This window comes from Gordonia westfalica, from assembly GCF_900105725.1.
In the GTDB taxonomy this organism is placed as follows: Bacteria; Actinomycetota; Actinomycetes; order Mycobacteriales; family Mycobacteriaceae; genus Gordonia; species Gordonia westfalica.
The window spans coordinates 617,292-633,283 of sequence record NZ_FNLM01000034.1; the positions used below are offsets into that span (position 1 = coordinate 617,292).

Below are 15,992 nucleotides of genomic sequence, written 5' to 3' on the forward strand. Positions count from 1 at the left end.
TACGACTTGCTGATGGTGAATCCCGCTTCAGGTGCGCCGATTACACTGCCTCCCAGGGGTTTCCCGGGTCGGCTCACAAATCGTGCCGCGTTGCGCCCGCGGTGGACCCAACGGCGGGTGGCACGGCTAGGTGTCCCCCGTTTGTTCGACCGGACTCACATCGACCGAGACGTCGATGTGGCTCTTCGTCGAGTCGGTGTAGATGACGCCGCGCAGCGGCGGGACGTCGTCGTAGTCACGGCCCCAGGCGAGTGTGACGTGGCGTTCGTCGACCAGTTTGTCGTTGGTCGGGTCGAACGCCAGCCAGCGGCCGTCGGGCATCCACACCGCCGCCCACGCATGGCTCGCGTCGGCGCCGAAGATCTTCTCCTTGCCCGGCGGCGGGTCGGTCGCCAGATAGCCGGACTCGTAGCGGGCGGCGAGTCCGACCGAGCGCAGGCAGGCGATCGCGACGCGGGCGAAGTCCTGGCACACGCCCTCGCGCCGCTGCATCACGGTGTCCACCCTGGTCGAGATGGCCGTCGAACCGGAACGGTAGGCGAAGTCGGTGAAGATCCTGGTGGTGAGGTCGGTGACCGCCTCGATCAGCGGCCGCTCCGGGGTGAAGACGGCGGCCGCGTAATCGCGGACCGACGCGGTGATCTCCGGCGGGTCGAGATCGAGGACGAACTCGGCGGCGAGCGCCGCCTCGCGCGCCTCGACCACCGCCGGGCGTGCCGACTCCCAGGGCGCGCGCGCCGCGGGGCCGATGAGCATGCCCTGGTCGACCCCGTCGACCTCGACGACCGACCGCGCGGTGACGGTCAGCTCCCGGTGGGCGGTGCGGACGTGGAAGTAGCTGTCGTTGTTCCCGTAGACATCGATGCCCGTCGACCGGTCGTCGGGTTCGGGTTCGATGTCGACCGACGTCGACCGCACCCGTTGCCCCGGCAGGTCGCGCGGGGTGAGGTAGCAGCGGCCGTACGACGAGGAGACGTCGTCGTTGTAGGTGTAGCGGGTGCGGTGCATGACCCGGTAGACGCGGGTGCTCACATCTCACCTCCGCCCCAGATCGGCTGCGCCTGGCGAGGCGTGGCGAACCGGGTCCTGGTCAGCAGGTCGGACAGCTCGCGGGCGCCGGTGCGCAGCGCGGTCATCAGGTCGGCGAGTTCGACGCGACGACCCTGCGGGTCGACGGCGGCGAGGTCGGCCGGCCCGCTCCGACGCAGCTCGGCGATCAGGTCCTGCACCACTCGTTCCGCGCCGGCCGAACGCAGCGATTCGGGGACCGACGTCAGATCGTGGCTCATCATCTCGAGCTGGAAGATCATCGACCGCGGATTCGTCGGGTCGAAAAGCAGCAGTTCGGCGACGCTCGAGAACCGGTACAGACCGCGGTTGCGGCGCCGGTAGATGACCGACGACTCGTTGCCGGCCAGGTACGACTCCAGCAACGCCTGCTCGACATCGGTGTCGTGCGCCTGCGCGAACATCGCGCGCGTCAGGTCGGCGAGGGTGATCGCGCGTTCGATCCGCCGGCCCAGGTCCATGAACATCCAGCCCGGGTCGTGGACCATCGACTCCGCCTGGAGACCGGTCAGTGCGAGCACGCCGTGCAAGATCTCCTCGTGCGCCCGCGCCAGGTCGGGGCCGAGGTCCAGGGCCGCATCCCCCAGCCCCTCGGTGCCCGCGGAACCGGATTCGGCCCGCGACCGCGAGACCAGGCGCGCGGTGCTCGCGACGACACGTTCGACGGGCGCCAGGACCATCCAGGTGCTGGTCGACATCTGGTCGCGGACCGCGCGGGCAGAACCGACCAGACGGTCGAACGAGTAGGCGACCGAACCCGGGATCGAGCGGGCGACGGTCAGGTCGGCGATCTTCTCGATGGCCTCGTTGACCTGGTCCGGCGAGGGCTGACGGTCGGTACCCGACATCAGCAGGTCCGCGGTCTCGAGGTAGCCGTCGGTTCCGGTGATCGTCGCGACCGTGTGCAGCAGCAGCGGCACCGCCGGGGTCCCCGACATCCACGGGCGGTACTGGAAGTCCTGGTAACGCTGACGGGAGACCTTCGCCAGGCGGGTGACCTGTTCGGTCCGCTCGGCGTAGCGGCCGAGCCAGAACAGGTCGGCGAGCACGCGGGGACTCGCGGCGGCCGCGACCTCCGAGTACTCGAGCGGCACCGGCCCGCCCGCCTCCGCGGCGACCTCGCCGGCCGGTTCGGCGCGGGTCTCCGACCGGCGCGACACATGGCCGCCGACCTCGGTGCTGGTGACCCACACGTCCTTGGCCGACACGACGTGGTGGGCGGCCCCTTCGACGCCGTCGGCCAGGACGGCGCCGAGACCGCCCGGCATCACGGCATAGGTGGGACCCTGGGCGACGCTGAACGCGCGCACCGACACGGGTGCGGCGCGCAGTGCGGTGGTGTGTCGTCCGGGTCGTGTCCCGGCGGTGATGGTCGGCGCCACCGAGTAGGCGTCGAGTTCGCGCCCGACCCAGGCCCACGTCTGCGAATCGATCCGCGCCGAGACCTCGGCACGGGTCCGCGCGTCGAGCAGCGGGCCGATGAACTCTTCGTCGGTGCGGGTGTTGGTGAGCACCAGCGAACCGATGCGGCTCTGGATCTTGCTGCGCTCCAACGGATCTCCGGCCCAGTAGGTGGTGACCGAGCCGAGGGCGAGCTCCTCGTCGAGCAGGACCGGGGCGAGGCGTTCGAGCACGGTGTGCAGCGCGGGGTTCTCGAGGACACCCGAACCCAGCGTGTTCAGCACCGTCACGTTGCCGCGCGAGATGGCCTCCACGAGACCCGCGACACCGAGCTGGGAGTCGGTCCGCAGGTCGAGCGGGTCGGCATAGGCGGCGTCGACGCGGCGCAGCAGGACGTCGACACGCTTGTACCGACCGAGCGAGCGCATGTAGACCGCGCCGTCGCGCACGGTCAGGTCGGCGCCCTCGACCAGCGGGTAGCCGAGCACCGACGCGAGGTAGGCCTGGTCGAAGGCCGTCTCGGACATGCTTCCCGGGCTGAACACCGCGACCGTCGGATCGTCGACCCCGGGTGGGGCGTATTCGGCGAGCGCCAGGCGCATCGTCCCGGCGAAACCGGTCACCGGACGGGGCGCGCAGGCCTGGAACAGCCGCGGGAAGGTCTTGGTCAGCAGGCGACGCCCGACGATCGAGAAGCCGATGCCCGACGGCGCCTGGGTGCGGTCGCGGTAGACCACGAATCGTCCATCGGTGGAACGGGATACGTCGACGGCGTGCAGGAACAGGGCGTGCGGCCCGGCGACCTCGAGACGTGCCGCCTTGCGGATGTAACCGGGGTGCCCGAACACCATCTCGGGGGCCACGAGACCGGAGGTGATGGTCTTCTGGTCGCGGTACAGATCACGCAGCAGCAGATCGAGCAGCATCGACCGCTGGGTGATCGCCTTCTCCAGCTCGGTCCACTCGACGCCGTCGACGATGAGCGGCACCGCGTCGATGTCCCAGTCGCGGGTCTGCGTGGCCTGACCGTCGAACTCGTTGTAGACCACACCGTCGTCACGGACGGCCGCGGCGAGGCGATCGGCGGACTGGCGCAACCGGGCGTCTCCGCGCAGCTGATACAGCCGCACCATGTCCTCCCACGCGGGACGGACCATGCCGGCGGAGTCGAGGAGCTCGTCGTGATGGCTCCCGTAGGGGAGGTCGGAATCTCCGGGTCCGGCGAGATCGAAGAGCGTGTAACCCTCGTCACGGTAACGGCCGAAAACCGCGGATGCATCGAACACCGCAGAAGCGTTGCCCGGCGAAGTTGTCACCGGAGAACTGTACGTGCCCGCCGTAGATCGAGGATACCGGGGACCCCGAAGTCGATGGCCTGCCGGGCCTGTCGTTCCCGGAGCAGTCCGACGTCGACGGTGCCGGTGGTGTGGCCGGACGCCTCGAAGCGGCCGTTACGACGCGATTCGGCCTCCACGGCGTTCACCGGCGGACGATCGTAGGCACGACCGCCCGGGTGCACGACGTGATAGGTCGCACCGCCCACCGAACGCCCGTTCACCGTGTCGACGAGGTCGAAGGTCAGCGGGGTGTCGATGCTGATCGACGGATGCAGCGCGCTCGGCGGCTGCCAGGCCCGGAACCGGATGCCGGCGACCCGCTCGCCGGTGCGGCCGGTGGACCGCAGCGGGATCGGGAAACCGTTGCAGGTCAACAGGTATCGGTCGTCCTCTCCACCGAGGACCCGAACCTGGACCCGTTCGACCGAGGAGTCGACGTAGCGGGCGGTGCCGGTTCCGGTCGACTCCTCCCCCAGCGTGTTCCACGGTTCGATGGCGCCGCGCAGTTCGACTTCCTGATCGCGGATCTGGACGGTGCCGAGCCGCGGGAACCGGAACTCGGTGAACGGATCGAGCCAGGCGGTCTCGAACGGATAGCCGGCCTCGCGGAGCTCCTCCGCGACCAGGGCGATGTCCTCGATGACGTAGTGCGGCAACAGATGTTTGCCGTGCAGGTCGCCGCCGTGGCGGATGAGCCGGGCGCGGTACGGCTTCTCCCAGAACCACGACACCAGGCTGCGCACCAGCAGTGACTGCACCATCGCCATCCGGTGGTGCGGCGGCATCTCGAACGCCCGCAGTTCGAGCAGGCCGAGTCGGCCGCGTACCGAGTCGGGGCTGTAGAGCTTGTCGATGCAGAACTCCGCGCGGTGGGTGTTGCCGGTGATGTCGGTCAACAGATGCCGCAACGCGCGGTCGGTGACCCAGGGATTGGGCGCGTTCGTATCGGGCTCGTCGGCACTGTGGGCCCCCTTGGGGCCGGTGCCACGCGGGTCGGCGACCTTGGCGGCGAGCCGGTCGATCTCGGCGAGTGCGATCTCGAGTTCGTAGAGCGCCGATTCCCGGCCCTCGTCGACACGCGGCGCCTGCGAGGTGGTGCCGATGAAGCGGCCGGAGAACAGGTACGACAGCGACGGGTGGCGCTGCCAGTAGGTCAGCATCGACGCCAGCAGATCGGGGCGGCGCAGCATCGGCGAGTCGGCGGGCGTCGTACCGCCGAGGGTGATGTGGTTGCCGCCGCCGGTGCCGCCGTGACTGCCGTCGAGGTCGAAGCTCTCGGTGCCGAGCCGCACATGGCGGGCGTGGTCGTAGAGCGATTCGAGCAGTTCGGACTGTTCGGCGAAGCTCGCCGTCGGCTGGATGTTGACCTCGATGACGCCCGGGTCGGGGGTCACCGACAGCGACGTCAGACGCGGATCCGACGGCGGCCCATAGCCTTCGATCACGACCGGGGTCGCGGTCGCCGCGGCGGCGCCCTCCACGAGTTCGACGAGGGCGAGGAACTCCTCACCCGTCGACGTCGGCGGCATGAACACGTACGTCACGCCGTCGCGGACCTCGGCGACGAGCGCGGTGCGTGGCAGGAACTGGTCGGGGTCGACGTCGCGCACGGTGTGCCCCAGTGCCGCCGCCGGGTCGGCGGGCAACGGGTCGTGACGCGCCGTCGGGTCCGCCTCGAACATGGCCGGCGCCGGACCCCAGGACAACGAGTTCAGCGGCAGGCGCAGACCCGCGGGTGAGGTACCCGGGGTGAGAACGATCCGGCCGCGTCGGGTGGACCACACCGCGCTCTGCCAGGCGGTCCGGTCCTCGGACCGGTTCAGCGGCAGGACGTAGGCGCCGGGATCGGTGACCGCGGCGTCGAGGCGCGCCAGCAGGGAGCGGCGTCGTGCCACCGAATCCTTTGCGGGGGCCAGTTCTTCCTCGTCGCCGTCCTCCAGGGTTTCCAGGTCGACGTCGAATTCCGCCTGGGCGAACCGCCGGGCGGTGGGCAGGGTCGGATCGTCACCGGGGTCCCCGGGCGGCATGGTGGCCAGTTCACGCATCCGCACGAGCGGGTCCTCGTAGGCGGGCATGACCTGTTCGGTGGGCAGTCCGAGGTTCGCCGCGAAGGCGGCCAGCAGTTTCTGGGCCGGTTCTGCCCGGGCCGCTTCTCCACCGGCGGTCGCGTCCGGGGCGGCGCCGTGGGTCTCGGTCTCGATGGCGGCAGCGCACTGTTCGGGTGTCGACCACGGGTCGGCGAGCAGGTCCGGGTCGCGCCAGATCGGCTCGCCGTCGGCGCGCCACATGATCTCCATCTGCCAGCGCGGCAACGGCTCTCCGGGATACCACTTGCCCTGGCTGCGCTGGACCAGACCGTGCGGGGCATAGGCCCTCTTGAGTCGTTCCGCGAGTCGCGACGCCAGAAGCCGCTTGTGCGGTCCGTCGGCGGCGGTGTTCCACTCGGGGGCCGTCTGGTTGTCGATGGAGACGAAGGTCGGTTCGCCGCCCATCGTCAGGCGGACGTCGTTGCGCTCCATGCGTTCGTCCACGGACGCACCGAGGTCGACGACGCGGTCCCACTGCTCGGGCGTGTACGGCAGGGTGACCCGGGGGTCCTCGTGGAATCGCGTGACGGTGTTGGAGAAGTCGAGCGTCGCGTGGCAGGGACCGGTCGAGCCGGTGATCGGCGCGGCACCCACCGGATGCGGCGTCGCCGCGAGCGGGATGTGTCCCTCCCCGGCGAACAGCCCGGAGGTCGGGTCCATCCCGACCCAGCCGGCACCCGGCAGGTACACCTCGGTCCAGGCATGCAGGTCGGTGAAGTCCGCGTCGGGGCCCGACGGTCCGTCGAGGGACTTGATGTCGGAGGTGAGCTGCACGAGATAGCCGGAGACGAACCGCGCCGCCAGGCCGAGTTCGCGCAGCAGGGCCACGAGCAGCCAGGCCGAGTCGCGGCACGAACCGATCGCACTCGACAGCGTGTACTCCGGCGTCTGCACTCCGGCCTCGAGGCGCACGGTGTAGCCGATCGCCTCGCGCACGGCGGCGTTCAACGACACCAGGAAGTCGATGACGCGCGTCCGGCCGACCGGCTTGTTCGCGGCGGCGAACGCGGCGACCGCCGGATGGACCGGCGCCCCGGCGAATTCGCCCTCGCCGACGCCCACCGGGCGGAGGAAGATCTCGAGGTCGCGGCGCAACTCCTCCGGGTACTCGAACCCGTAGTGCTCGGCCCAGTCCTCGATGAAGAAGTCGAAGGGGTTGATCGCGGTGAGGTCGGCGACGAGGCTGACGGTGATGCTCAGCGAGGTCGACGGCTCCGGGAACACCAGCCGCGCAAGATAGTTGCTGAATGCGTCCTGCTGCCAGTTGAGGAAGTGGTCACCGGGCTCGACCTTCAGCGAGTACGCCTCGATCGGTGTCCGGGAATGCGGTGCCGGGCGCAGCCGGACGACGTGCGGGTAGATCTTCGTCGGGCGATCGAAGGAGTAGCTCGTCCGGTGTTCGAGGGCCACCTTGATCGTCACCGACGCACCTCCGGAGTTCCCGTCCTCGCAACCATGGGGGAAATCTCATCACAGGTGGGCGATGCCCGCTCGGTGGCAACCGGGCGGACGCGAAAGCGGTGGCCGAACTCACGCTCGGCCACCGCTTTTCGTTGCTCTGGAGAACTACGTGCCGGGAACTACTTCTCGGCTGCCGCCTTGTCTGCCGCAGGCTTCTCCGGCGCGCCCTCGGCCTGCTCGGCACCGCCGCGCGGTACCGGCTTGGCGTCGATGCCCGACTCCTTGCGCTGCTGCGGGGTGATCGCCGCGGGCGCGTCGGTCAGCGGGTCGACGCCGCCGCCGGACTTGGGGAAGGCGATGACCTCGCGGATGGAGGACTCCCCGGCGAGCAGCGCGGTGATGCGGTCCCAGCCGAAGGCGATACCGCCGTGCGGCGGGGCGCCGTAGGCGAAAGCGTCGAGGAGGAAGCCGAACTTCTCCTGCGCCTCGTCGTGGCCGATGCCCATGATCTCGAAGACGCGCTCCTGCACGTCGCGCTGATGGATACGGATCGAGCCGCCGCCGATCTCGTTGCCGTTGCAGACGATGTCGTAGGCGTAGGCCAACGCGGCACCGGGGTCGGTGTCGAGCTTCTCGATCGATTCCGGCTTGGGCGAGGTGAACGCGTGATGCACGGCGGTCCAGGCCGAGTGACCGAGTGCGACGTCGCCGGACGCGGTCGCGTCGGCGGTCGGCTCGAACATCGGCGCGTCGACGACCCACACGAACGCCCAGTCGTCGGGCTTGATCAGGCCGAGCTTCGAGGCGATCTCGCCGCGGGCCGCACCGAGCAGCGCGCGGGTCGACTTGACCTCGCCCGCACCGAAGAAGACGCAGTCACCCGGCTGTGCACCGACATGGGCGGCGAGCCCGGCGCGCTCCTCCTCGGACAGGTTCTTGGCGACCGGACCGGACAGCGTGCCGTCCTCGCCGATGAGCACGTACGCGAGGCCGCGGGCCCCGCGCTGCTTGGCCCATTCCTGCCAGGCGTCGAGCTGGCGCCGCGGCTGCGAGGCACCGCCGGGCATGACGACGGCGCCGACGTACGGGGCCTGGAACACGCGGAACGGGGTGTTCGCGAAGTACTCGGCGCATTCGACGAGTTCGATGCCGAAGCGCAGATCCGGCTTGTCCGAGCCATAGCGGCGCATCGCGTCGGCGTAGGTCATACGCGGGATCGGGGTCGAGATCTCGACGCCGATGAGCTTCCACAGCGCGACCAGGATCTCCTCGGCGACCGCGATGACGTCGTCCTGGTCGACGAAGCTCATCTCGATGTCGAGCTGGGTGAACTCGGGCTGCCGGTCGGCGCGGAAATCCTCGTCGCGGTAGCAGCGCGCGATCTGGTAGTAGCGCTCCATGCCTGCGACCATCAGCAGCTGCTTGAACAGCTGCGGGCTCTGCGGCAGGGCGTAGAAGGTGCCGGGCTGCAGCCGCGCGGGAACCAGGAAGTCGCGGGCGCCCTCGGGCGTCGAGCGGGTGAGCGTCGGGGTCTCGATCTCGACGAAGTCGCGTGCGGCGAGGACACCGCGGGCGGCGGCGTTGGCCTTCGACCGCAGGCGCAGAGCGGCGCTGGGTCCCTCGCGACGGAGGTCGAGGTAGCGGTGGCGCAGTCGCGCCTCCTCGCCCGGCGACTCGTCGAGCTGGAACGGCAGCGGCGCGGACTCGTTGAGCACCTCGAGTTCGACGGCGTTGATCTCGATCTCGCCGGAGCTCAGGTTGGGGTTCTCGCTGCCCTCGGGACGAACCTCGACGACACCGGTCACCGCGACGCAGTACTCGGCGCGCAGGCGGTGGGCGGCCGTCGCCACCGACTCCTCGCGGAACACCACCTGGACGAGTCCGGTGGAGTCGCGCAGGTCGATGAACACCACACCACCGTGGTCGCGTCGGCGAGCGACCCATCCGGCGACGGTGACGGTCTGCGACGCGTCGGCGCGGCGCAGCGAGCCTGCGGAATGCGTGCGGAGCACTGAGAGTCCTTCCCAACGTCGTGCGGCCGGCCCGGCGTGACGGGCGGCGTGAAGAGGCGTTGTTTGTGTCGACTTGTTCGTGGCCGGCGGAAACGCAGGCCAGGTAACCATCGTGCCGCATCGGCGTCGTCGTCCTGCACCCGGCCACCCCGAGATGTCCGATCCGGGCACCGCATCGTGCCAGAATGATCCGCGTGACATTTCAAGGCAGCGGATCGATCGACACCGGCAACGTCTCCGGTGGCGGCGGCGGTGGCGCCGGCCGGATCGCACTCGGTGGTGGCGCGGGATTGCTCATCACGATCGTCGCCCTGCTGTTCGGCGTGAACCCCGGCGAGCTGCTCGGCAGCGAGGCCCCTCAGCAGGGCACGTCGTCGGCGGCGGCCGAGATCCAGCAGCAGCTCGACTCCTGCACCTACGAGATGGCGAACGAGAACACCATCTGCCGCATCAAGGCGACGACCGTCAGCCTCGACGACGTGTGGTCCGATCTCATGCGGGGCTATCAGCCGCCGAAGACCGTCATCTTCGCGGACTCGGTCAACACCGGCTGCGGCGCGGCCAGCGCCGCGACCGGGCCCTTCTACTGCCCCGCCGACCGCACCGCGTACTTCGATCCGTCCTTCTTCACCCAGCTGCGCCGCATGGGCGGAAGCGACGGGCCGCTCGCCCAGGAGTACGTGGTGGCCCACGAGTACGGCCACCACATCCAGAACCTGACCGGCGCCCTGGCCAAGGGACAACGGATGGGTTCGCAGGGACCGCGGTCGGGTTCGGTGCGCGTGGAGTTGCAGGCCGACTGCCTCGCCGGCGTGTGGGCCAACCACGCCGACAACGGTCCCGACGCGCTGCTCGCGCCCATCTCCGAGCAGCAGATCGCGACGGTCATCCAGACCGCGAAGGCCATCGGCGACGACACCATCCAGGGCCCGGGCTCCAACCCGGAGGGCTGGACGCACGGGTCGGCCACGCAGCGTGCCCGGTGGTTCGGCATCGGCTACCGGTCCGGCGACCCGAACCGGTGCGACACCTTCGCCACCAACGACCTCTGAGGCCGATCTCACGATGCCCCCCACCGCCGCGGTCCCCACGAGCCCTCGCCGACGCACCGAGGTCGATGCGATCGCCGAGGCCCACCTCGACCGGATGTGTGAGCTGGACCCGTTGCTGGGTACCGAGATCGGACACGGCGGCCACGACGACGCCCTGACCGACTTCTCCGCCCAGGCGTGCGCCGAACGTGCCGCGGTCGCCGCAGACACTCTGGCCGCGCTCGCCGACGCGCCCGTCGCCGACGCCATCGACCGGGTGACCGTCGCGACGATGACCGCGTCGCTGCGGCGGGAACTCGCGCTCGCCGACGCCGGTGAGCACATCGGCGAGTGCAACGTCATCGCGTCGCCGCTACAGGCCGTGCGGGACATCTTCGATCTGATGCCCACCGACACCCGGTCGGACCGGGAGGTGTTCCTCGCCCGTCTCACCGCGATCCCGGCCGCGCTGAACCGCGCCGTCGAGGGTCTGGCACATCGACTCCGCCACGGTCCCCCGCTCGCGCGGCGACAGGTGGCGGCGGTGGTCCGGCAGGCCGATTCGGCCACCGACGCGATCGCCGACAACACCGGGGCGATCGCCGACGACCCGGCTCTGGCCGGAACTCTCGGCACCGCCCTCGACGCCGCCCGGACCTCGTTCGGAACGTTCGCCAACTACCTCGAGACCGAGGTGCTCCCCGCCTCGGTCGAGGACGACGCGGTCGGCCGCGACCGTTACCTGCTGCATCTGCCGGCGTATCTGGGCGCCGACGCCGATCCCGACGACGCGTACGCCTGGGCGATGACGCGGCTCGAGCAGATCGTCGCCGAGCAGCACGAGATCGCCGAGGAACTCCTCCCGGGCCGTGGGGTCGCCGAGACGCTCGCCTGGCTGGATCGGCAGCCGCAGTACCAGATCCACGATCGCCACGAGTTCGTCGACTGGATGCAGGAGACGTCCGACGCCGCCGTCGCCGGACTCGCCGGCCGGCACTTCGACATCCCGGAACGGCTGTCCCGCCTCGAATGCCGCCTCGCGCCGTCGTCGACCGGGATCATCTACTACACCCAGCCGACCGCCGACCTGTCCCGGCCTGGCCGCATGTGGTGGGCCGTCCCCGACGACCAGACCGTCTTCCACACGTGGCAGGAGAAGACGACCGTCTACCACGAGGGCGTCCCCGGCCATCACCTCCAACTCGGTTCGGCCATCGTCGATCCCGACCTCAACGCCTGGCGCAAGCTGGCGTCGTTCACCTCCGGGCACGGCGAGGGCTGGGCGCTCTACGCCGAGCGGCTGATGGACGAACTCGGCTGGCTCGAGGACCCGGGCGATCGCATGGGCATGCTCGATTCCCAGCGGCTGCGCGCGGCGAGGGTCGTCGTCGACATCGGCGTGCACTGCCGGCTTCCCGCTCCGGAGTCGCTCGGCGGCGGGATCTGGGATGCCGAGAAGGCCTGGGAGTTCCTGACCGCCTCGGTGGCCATGGATCACTCGGTGCTGCACTTCGAACTCGACCGCTACCTCGGCTGGCCCGGTCAGGCGCCGTCGTACGCACTGGGGCAACGGGTCTGGGAACAGACGCGGCATGCCGCCCTGAACGCCCACCCGGAGTGGACTCTCAAGGACTTCCACACGCGTGCACTGGCCTTGGGCGGGGTGTCGCTGGATGTGCTGGCCGAGGAGATGACCGGTCCCGACGCCTGACCTCTACGACGCGCGGCTGCGGTCGAGGTAGTCCCTGCGTTGCGCCGGGTCGAAGGCCCCGTAGTCGGCTCCCCCGACGAATCGCTTGAGCCACCACATGATCGGTGACGGGATGAGCTCCTCGAGGATTCCCATGCCGGCGAGATACCGCGGCACGGTGACCTCGCCGCGCCCGTGCTCGATCATCCCGGGGAGAACGAGGCGGGTCCCGGTCAGGACTGCACCGAGATTGATGTCCAGTTCCCGCTGCAAGGCGTCGAGGTCCTGGTCGACCAGGCGTCCCATGTGCTGGATACCCGCATTGTTGACCAGCATGTCGATCGGTCCGCGCGCCGAGGCGGCGTCGATGAACGCGGAGAAGGACTCCACATCGGTGACATCGAGGTGATGAGCGTGCGCCCGGTGGCCGAGCCGGTCGGCGGTCGCGGTGGCCGCGGCCAGGTCGCGGTCGCCGATCCACACGATCGCCCCGCGTTCGACCAGGGCCGCCGCGGTCGCCGCACCGATCCCGCGGGCGCCGCTGGTCACACAGACGCGCGCCCCCTGTAGCGCGATCACAGCGGGCTGCCCACCGGCTGACGCAACGCGAAGTAGGCGATCAGGCGCACATCGCCGTCCGAGGTGAACAGCAGGGCACGACCGAGATACACCCCCGGGGTCAGTTCGACGATCTCGTCGCGGGTCTTGCGGATCGGGAACGTGCGCACTCCCGGGTTGTTGTACTTCGGGACCCCGTAGTCGAGTGCCCGCACGCGGACTCGCGGCTCGATCAGCCCGATGTCCGGGGCGTGCTCGAAGTGGAAGCCCTCCATCTCCCCGTCGACGTGACGCAAACCGAGGTAGCCCGCGGTGATGATCGGCATGACCACCGCCGCGATCGGCGACAACCGGTTCAGTCCCGTACCCGCGCGTGAGTCGAAGGACTTGCCGCGCCACGTCGGGTCGATCTTCATCAGCGGATTGGCCAGCGCGGCCTCGGGTATACCGAACAGCTTGCCGACGATCTGGCCCTCGAGTTTGCCGTCGAGCCCTTCGGGCTCATCGCCCTCACCGAACAACAGTGCCAACGCCTCGCGATCCTGACGAGAGCCCAACTCTCGCAGGTAATTCCATGTCTCCATCCGCGCGATACGTCGCGGATGGAAGGATGGGCCGGTGAGTTCGACGAGCACCGAGCGCAGCTACGGCGGCGAGTCCGCCGCGGACAGGTCCGCGCGCCGGCGGACCGCGCTCGTCGACGTCGCGTCGACCCTCATGAGCGAGGGACGGTGGCGGGCGGCGACCGTGGCCGGCGTCTGCGCCGACGCCGGACTCAACAAGCGCTACTTCTACGAGAGCTTCCCCGATCTCGACACCCTCGCGGACGCGGTGATCGACACCATCTCGACCGAGGTCGCCGAGTCGGCGATCGGCGCGTACCTGGCGTCGCCGGACGCCCCCCTCGACGTGCAGGCCCGCAATGCGGTCGACGCGATCATCGGCGTTCTCGGCACCGATCGTCGCAAGGCGCGAATCCTGTTGGGCGGCGCGGCCGGGACACCTGCCGCGCTCACCCGGCGAACCGACGCGATGGCCGGTCTCACCGCGATCCTCGTCGACCACGCGCGGACGATCCACGGCGTCGAACTGGAAGCCGATTCCCTGGCCCACACGGCACCGGCCTTCGTCATCGGCGGCACGGCCCCAGGCGATCCTCTCCTGGGCCGAGGGCACCCTCCCGGTCAGCCGGGAGCAACTCGCGGACGACCTCGCCGAACTATGGCTCGGCATCGGGGCGTCCGCGAGTGATCTCGCGCGCTCGCGACTCAGTCCATGAGGCGCGTGACCTCGGCGACGACGTCGTCGAGAGAGACCTGCTGCTGTTCGCCGTTGCCGAGGTCCTTGACCTCGATACGACGCTGCGCGAGTTCGTTCTCGCCGAGCACCAGCGCCAGCCGCGCGCCGGACCGGTCTGCGGCCTTCATCGCGCCCTTGAGCCCGCGGTCGCCGTAGGCGAGGTCGACGCTGACTCCCGCGGCGCGCAATGCGCCTGCGACGCCCACGAGTTCGGCCTTGGCATCCGCACCGAGCGGCACGCCGAAGACCTGACAGCGCGCCGCCTGGGTCCCGGCGACTCCCTCGGCCTCGAGGGCCAGCATCGTGCGGTCGACACCGATGCCGAAGCCGATGCCCGAGAGGTCCTGCTTGGCGCCCAGCTGGCGCATCAGGCCGTCGTAGCGTCCGCCGCCGCCGATGCCCGACTGCGCGCCGAGACCGTCGTGGACGAACTCGAAGGTGGTCTTGGTGTAGTAGTCGAGGCCACGCACGAGTCGAGGGTTGATCTCGTAGGCCACCCCGAGCCGGTCCAGGTTGGCCAGCACCAGGTCGAAATGCGCCTTCGCGTCGTCGGACAGGTAGTCGATGAGCAGCGGCGCGTTCGCGGTCGCCTCTTTGATCTCCGGGCGCTTGTCGTCGAGCACGCGCAGCGGGTTGATCTCGGCGCGCTTGCGGGTCGCCTCGTCGAGGTCGAGCGCGAAGAGGAACTCCTGCAACGCCTCCCGGTAGCGCGGGCGGCTCTCGTCGTCGCCGAGTGAGGTGATCTCGAGGCGGTAGCCGGACAGTCCGAGTCGCTTGTAGCCCTCGTCGGCCACGGCCACGACCTCGGCGTCGAGTGCCGGGTCGTCGACGCCGATGGCCTCGACGCCCACCTGCTGCAGCTGGCGGTAGCGACCGGTCTGCGGCTTCTCGTAGCGGAAGAAGGGACCCGCGTAGCAGACCTTGACCGGCAGCTGTCCGCGGTCGAGCCCGTGCTGGATGACCGCGCGCACCACACCCGCGGTGCCCTCGGGGCGCAGCGTCACCGACCGGTCACCGCGGTCGTTGAAGGTGTACATCTCCTTGCTGACGACGTCGGTCGACTCGCCGACGCCGCGGGCGAACAGTGCCGTGTCCTCGAAGATGGGCAGCTCGATGTGCCCGTATCCCGCACGACGCGCGGCGTCGGTGAGCGTGTCCCGCACCTTCCGGAAATCCGCCGAGTTCGGCGGAAAGTAGTCCGGGATACCCCGGGGTGCCTGAAATGCTCCGCTCACAGTCCGTGACGTCCCTTCGGTCGATCGGTCGCGATGGTGGTGTCGGTTCCCGGTGCCCGCAGGTCGACCAGGAAGAGGTTGGCCGCGCGTTCCTGCGCGATGGTGGTCTGCGGCCCGTGTCCGGGCAGCACCAGGGTGTCGTCGGGAAGCGGCAGGAGCTTCGCGGCGATGGAGTCGAGCAGCTGCTGGTGGTTGCCGCCGGGCAGGTCGGTCCGACCGATGGACCCGGCGAACAGGACGTCGCCGGAGAAGCACACCGGGACGGTCTGCGGCGGCTGCCCGGCGTCGGCCGGCACGGTCACCTCGATGCCCAGCAGCACCGAGCCCTGGGTGTGGCCGGGGGCGAGGTCCACCGAGAAGTGCATGCCGCCGAGCTCGACCGCCTCACCGTCGCCGAACTCGACGACCTTCTCCGGCTCGCGGAACTTCTCGTCGCCGATCATCGCGCCGAGCGCGCGCCCGATCCCGAGGCCGGGGTCGGTCAGCATGGGCCGGTCGGCGGCATGGATGTAGGCGGGGATGGAGTACTCGTCGCACAGCTCCGTGGCGTTCCAGGTGTGGTCCAGATGGCCGTGGGTCAGCAGGACGGCGACCGGGGTGAGGTCGTTCTCGGCGAGCAACTCACGCACGCGCGGCGCGGCGTCCTGGCCCGGGTCGATGATCACCGCATCCGACCCCGCTTCGGCCGCCACGAGGTAGCAGTTCGTCTGAAACATGCCGGCGGGGAATCCGGTGATCAGCATGGCACTCCTCAGGGGTTGCGGGTCCCTCTATTGTGTCCTAGCTGCCCACGGCGGCCGACAGGCGGTTCTCCTCGCCGTCGAATCCCCTTCCGCGACGCCCTCTCCACCACCCACTGAATCCTGTTCTCAG

At 69.9% G+C, this 15,992-nt stretch carries 11 protein-coding genes; 3 read left to right on the top strand and 8 right to left on the bottom strand.

The features are described from left to right. Nucleotides 1-126: 126 nt before the first annotated feature. The 4 genes from BLU62_RS08155 to aspS all read right to left on the bottom strand — a co-directional run bounded on the left by BLU62_RS08155 (nucleotide 127) and on the right by aspS (nucleotide 9,306). Complete coding sequence (locus tag BLU62_RS08155) at nucleotides 127-1,032, bottom strand: transglutaminase family protein (protein WP_084811761.1); 906 nt, start codon at nucleotides 1,030-1,032, stop codon at nucleotides 127-129. Further along, nucleotides 1,029-3,785: a circularly permuted type 2 ATP-grasp protein gene (locus BLU62_RS08160; RefSeq protein WP_074849059.1), complete on the bottom strand. Its 2,757-nt coding sequence runs from the start codon at nucleotides 3,783-3,785 to the stop codon at nucleotides 1,029-1,031. Before BLU62_RS08160 ends, BLU62_RS08155 begins: the two co-directional genes overlap by 4 nt. Next, nucleotides 3,782-7,315, bottom strand: coding sequence for a transglutaminase family protein (locus BLU62_RS08165; protein ID WP_074849060.1), 3,534 nt, complete (start codon nucleotides 7,313-7,315; stop codon nucleotides 3,782-3,784). The genes BLU62_RS08160 and BLU62_RS08165 overlap by 4 nt, the downstream gene beginning before the upstream one ends. Before the next feature lie 158 nt (nucleotides 7,316-7,473). Further along, entirely contained in the window at nucleotides 7,474-9,306 is a 1,833-nt protein-coding gene (gene aspS / locus BLU62_RS08170) for an aspartate--tRNA ligase (RefSeq protein ID WP_074849061.1), read from the bottom strand. Between the two features lie 194 nt (nucleotides 9,307-9,500). Between aspS and ypfJ the strand changes: the two genes are divergently transcribed. Together ypfJ and BLU62_RS08180 are read left to right on the top strand one after the other, a co-directional pair. Further along, the gene (ypfJ, locus tag BLU62_RS08175) at nucleotides 9,501-10,358 is read left to right on the top strand and encodes a KPN_02809 family neutral zinc metallopeptidase (RefSeq protein ID WP_074852766.1); all 858 of its coding nucleotides are present in this window, start codon (nucleotides 9,501-9,503) and stop codon (nucleotides 10,356-10,358) included. 13 nt (nucleotides 10,359-10,371) lie between these two features. Continuing rightward, the gene (locus tag BLU62_RS08180) at nucleotides 10,372-12,048 is read left to right on the top strand and encodes a DUF885 domain-containing protein (RefSeq protein WP_074849062.1); all 1,677 of its coding nucleotides are present in this window, start codon (nucleotides 10,372-10,374) and stop codon (nucleotides 12,046-12,048) included. A gap of 3 nt (nucleotides 12,049-12,051) precedes the next feature. Here BLU62_RS08180 and BLU62_RS08185 read toward each other — a convergent pair whose 3' ends face one another. Beyond that, nucleotides 12,052-12,606, bottom strand: coding sequence for an SDR family NAD(P)-dependent oxidoreductase (locus BLU62_RS08185; RefSeq protein WP_074849063.1), 555 nt, complete (start codon nucleotides 12,604-12,606; stop codon nucleotides 12,052-12,054). Beyond that, the gene (locus BLU62_RS08190; RefSeq protein ID WP_244278094.1) at nucleotides 12,603-13,169 is read right to left on the bottom strand and encodes a hypothetical protein; all 567 of its coding nucleotides are present in this window, start codon (nucleotides 13,167-13,169) and stop codon (nucleotides 12,603-12,605) included. Before BLU62_RS08190 ends, BLU62_RS08185 begins: the two co-directional genes overlap by 4 nt. Nucleotides 13,170-13,203: 34 nt before the next feature. On the opposite strand from BLU62_RS08190, the gene BLU62_RS08195 reads away from it, so the two are divergent. Beyond that, complete coding sequence (locus BLU62_RS08195; protein WP_342028601.1) at nucleotides 13,204-13,836, top strand: TetR/AcrR family transcriptional regulator; 633 nt, start codon at nucleotides 13,204-13,206, stop codon at nucleotides 13,834-13,836. A gap of 17 nt (nucleotides 13,837-13,853) precedes the next feature. Here BLU62_RS08195 and hisS read toward each other — a convergent pair whose 3' ends face one another. Both hisS and BLU62_RS08205 read right to left on the bottom strand, forming a co-directional pair. After that, nucleotides 13,854-15,119: a histidine--tRNA ligase gene (hisS, locus tag BLU62_RS08200; protein ID WP_074849065.1), complete on the bottom strand. Its 1,266-nt coding sequence runs from the start codon at nucleotides 15,117-15,119 to the stop codon at nucleotides 13,854-13,856. After that, nucleotides 15,116-15,862: an MBL fold metallo-hydrolase gene (locus BLU62_RS08205; protein WP_074849066.1), complete on the bottom strand. Its 747-nt coding sequence runs from the start codon at nucleotides 15,860-15,862 to the stop codon at nucleotides 15,116-15,118. Before BLU62_RS08205 ends, hisS begins: the two co-directional genes overlap by 4 nt. Nucleotides 15,863-15,992: the final 130 nt, after the last annotated feature.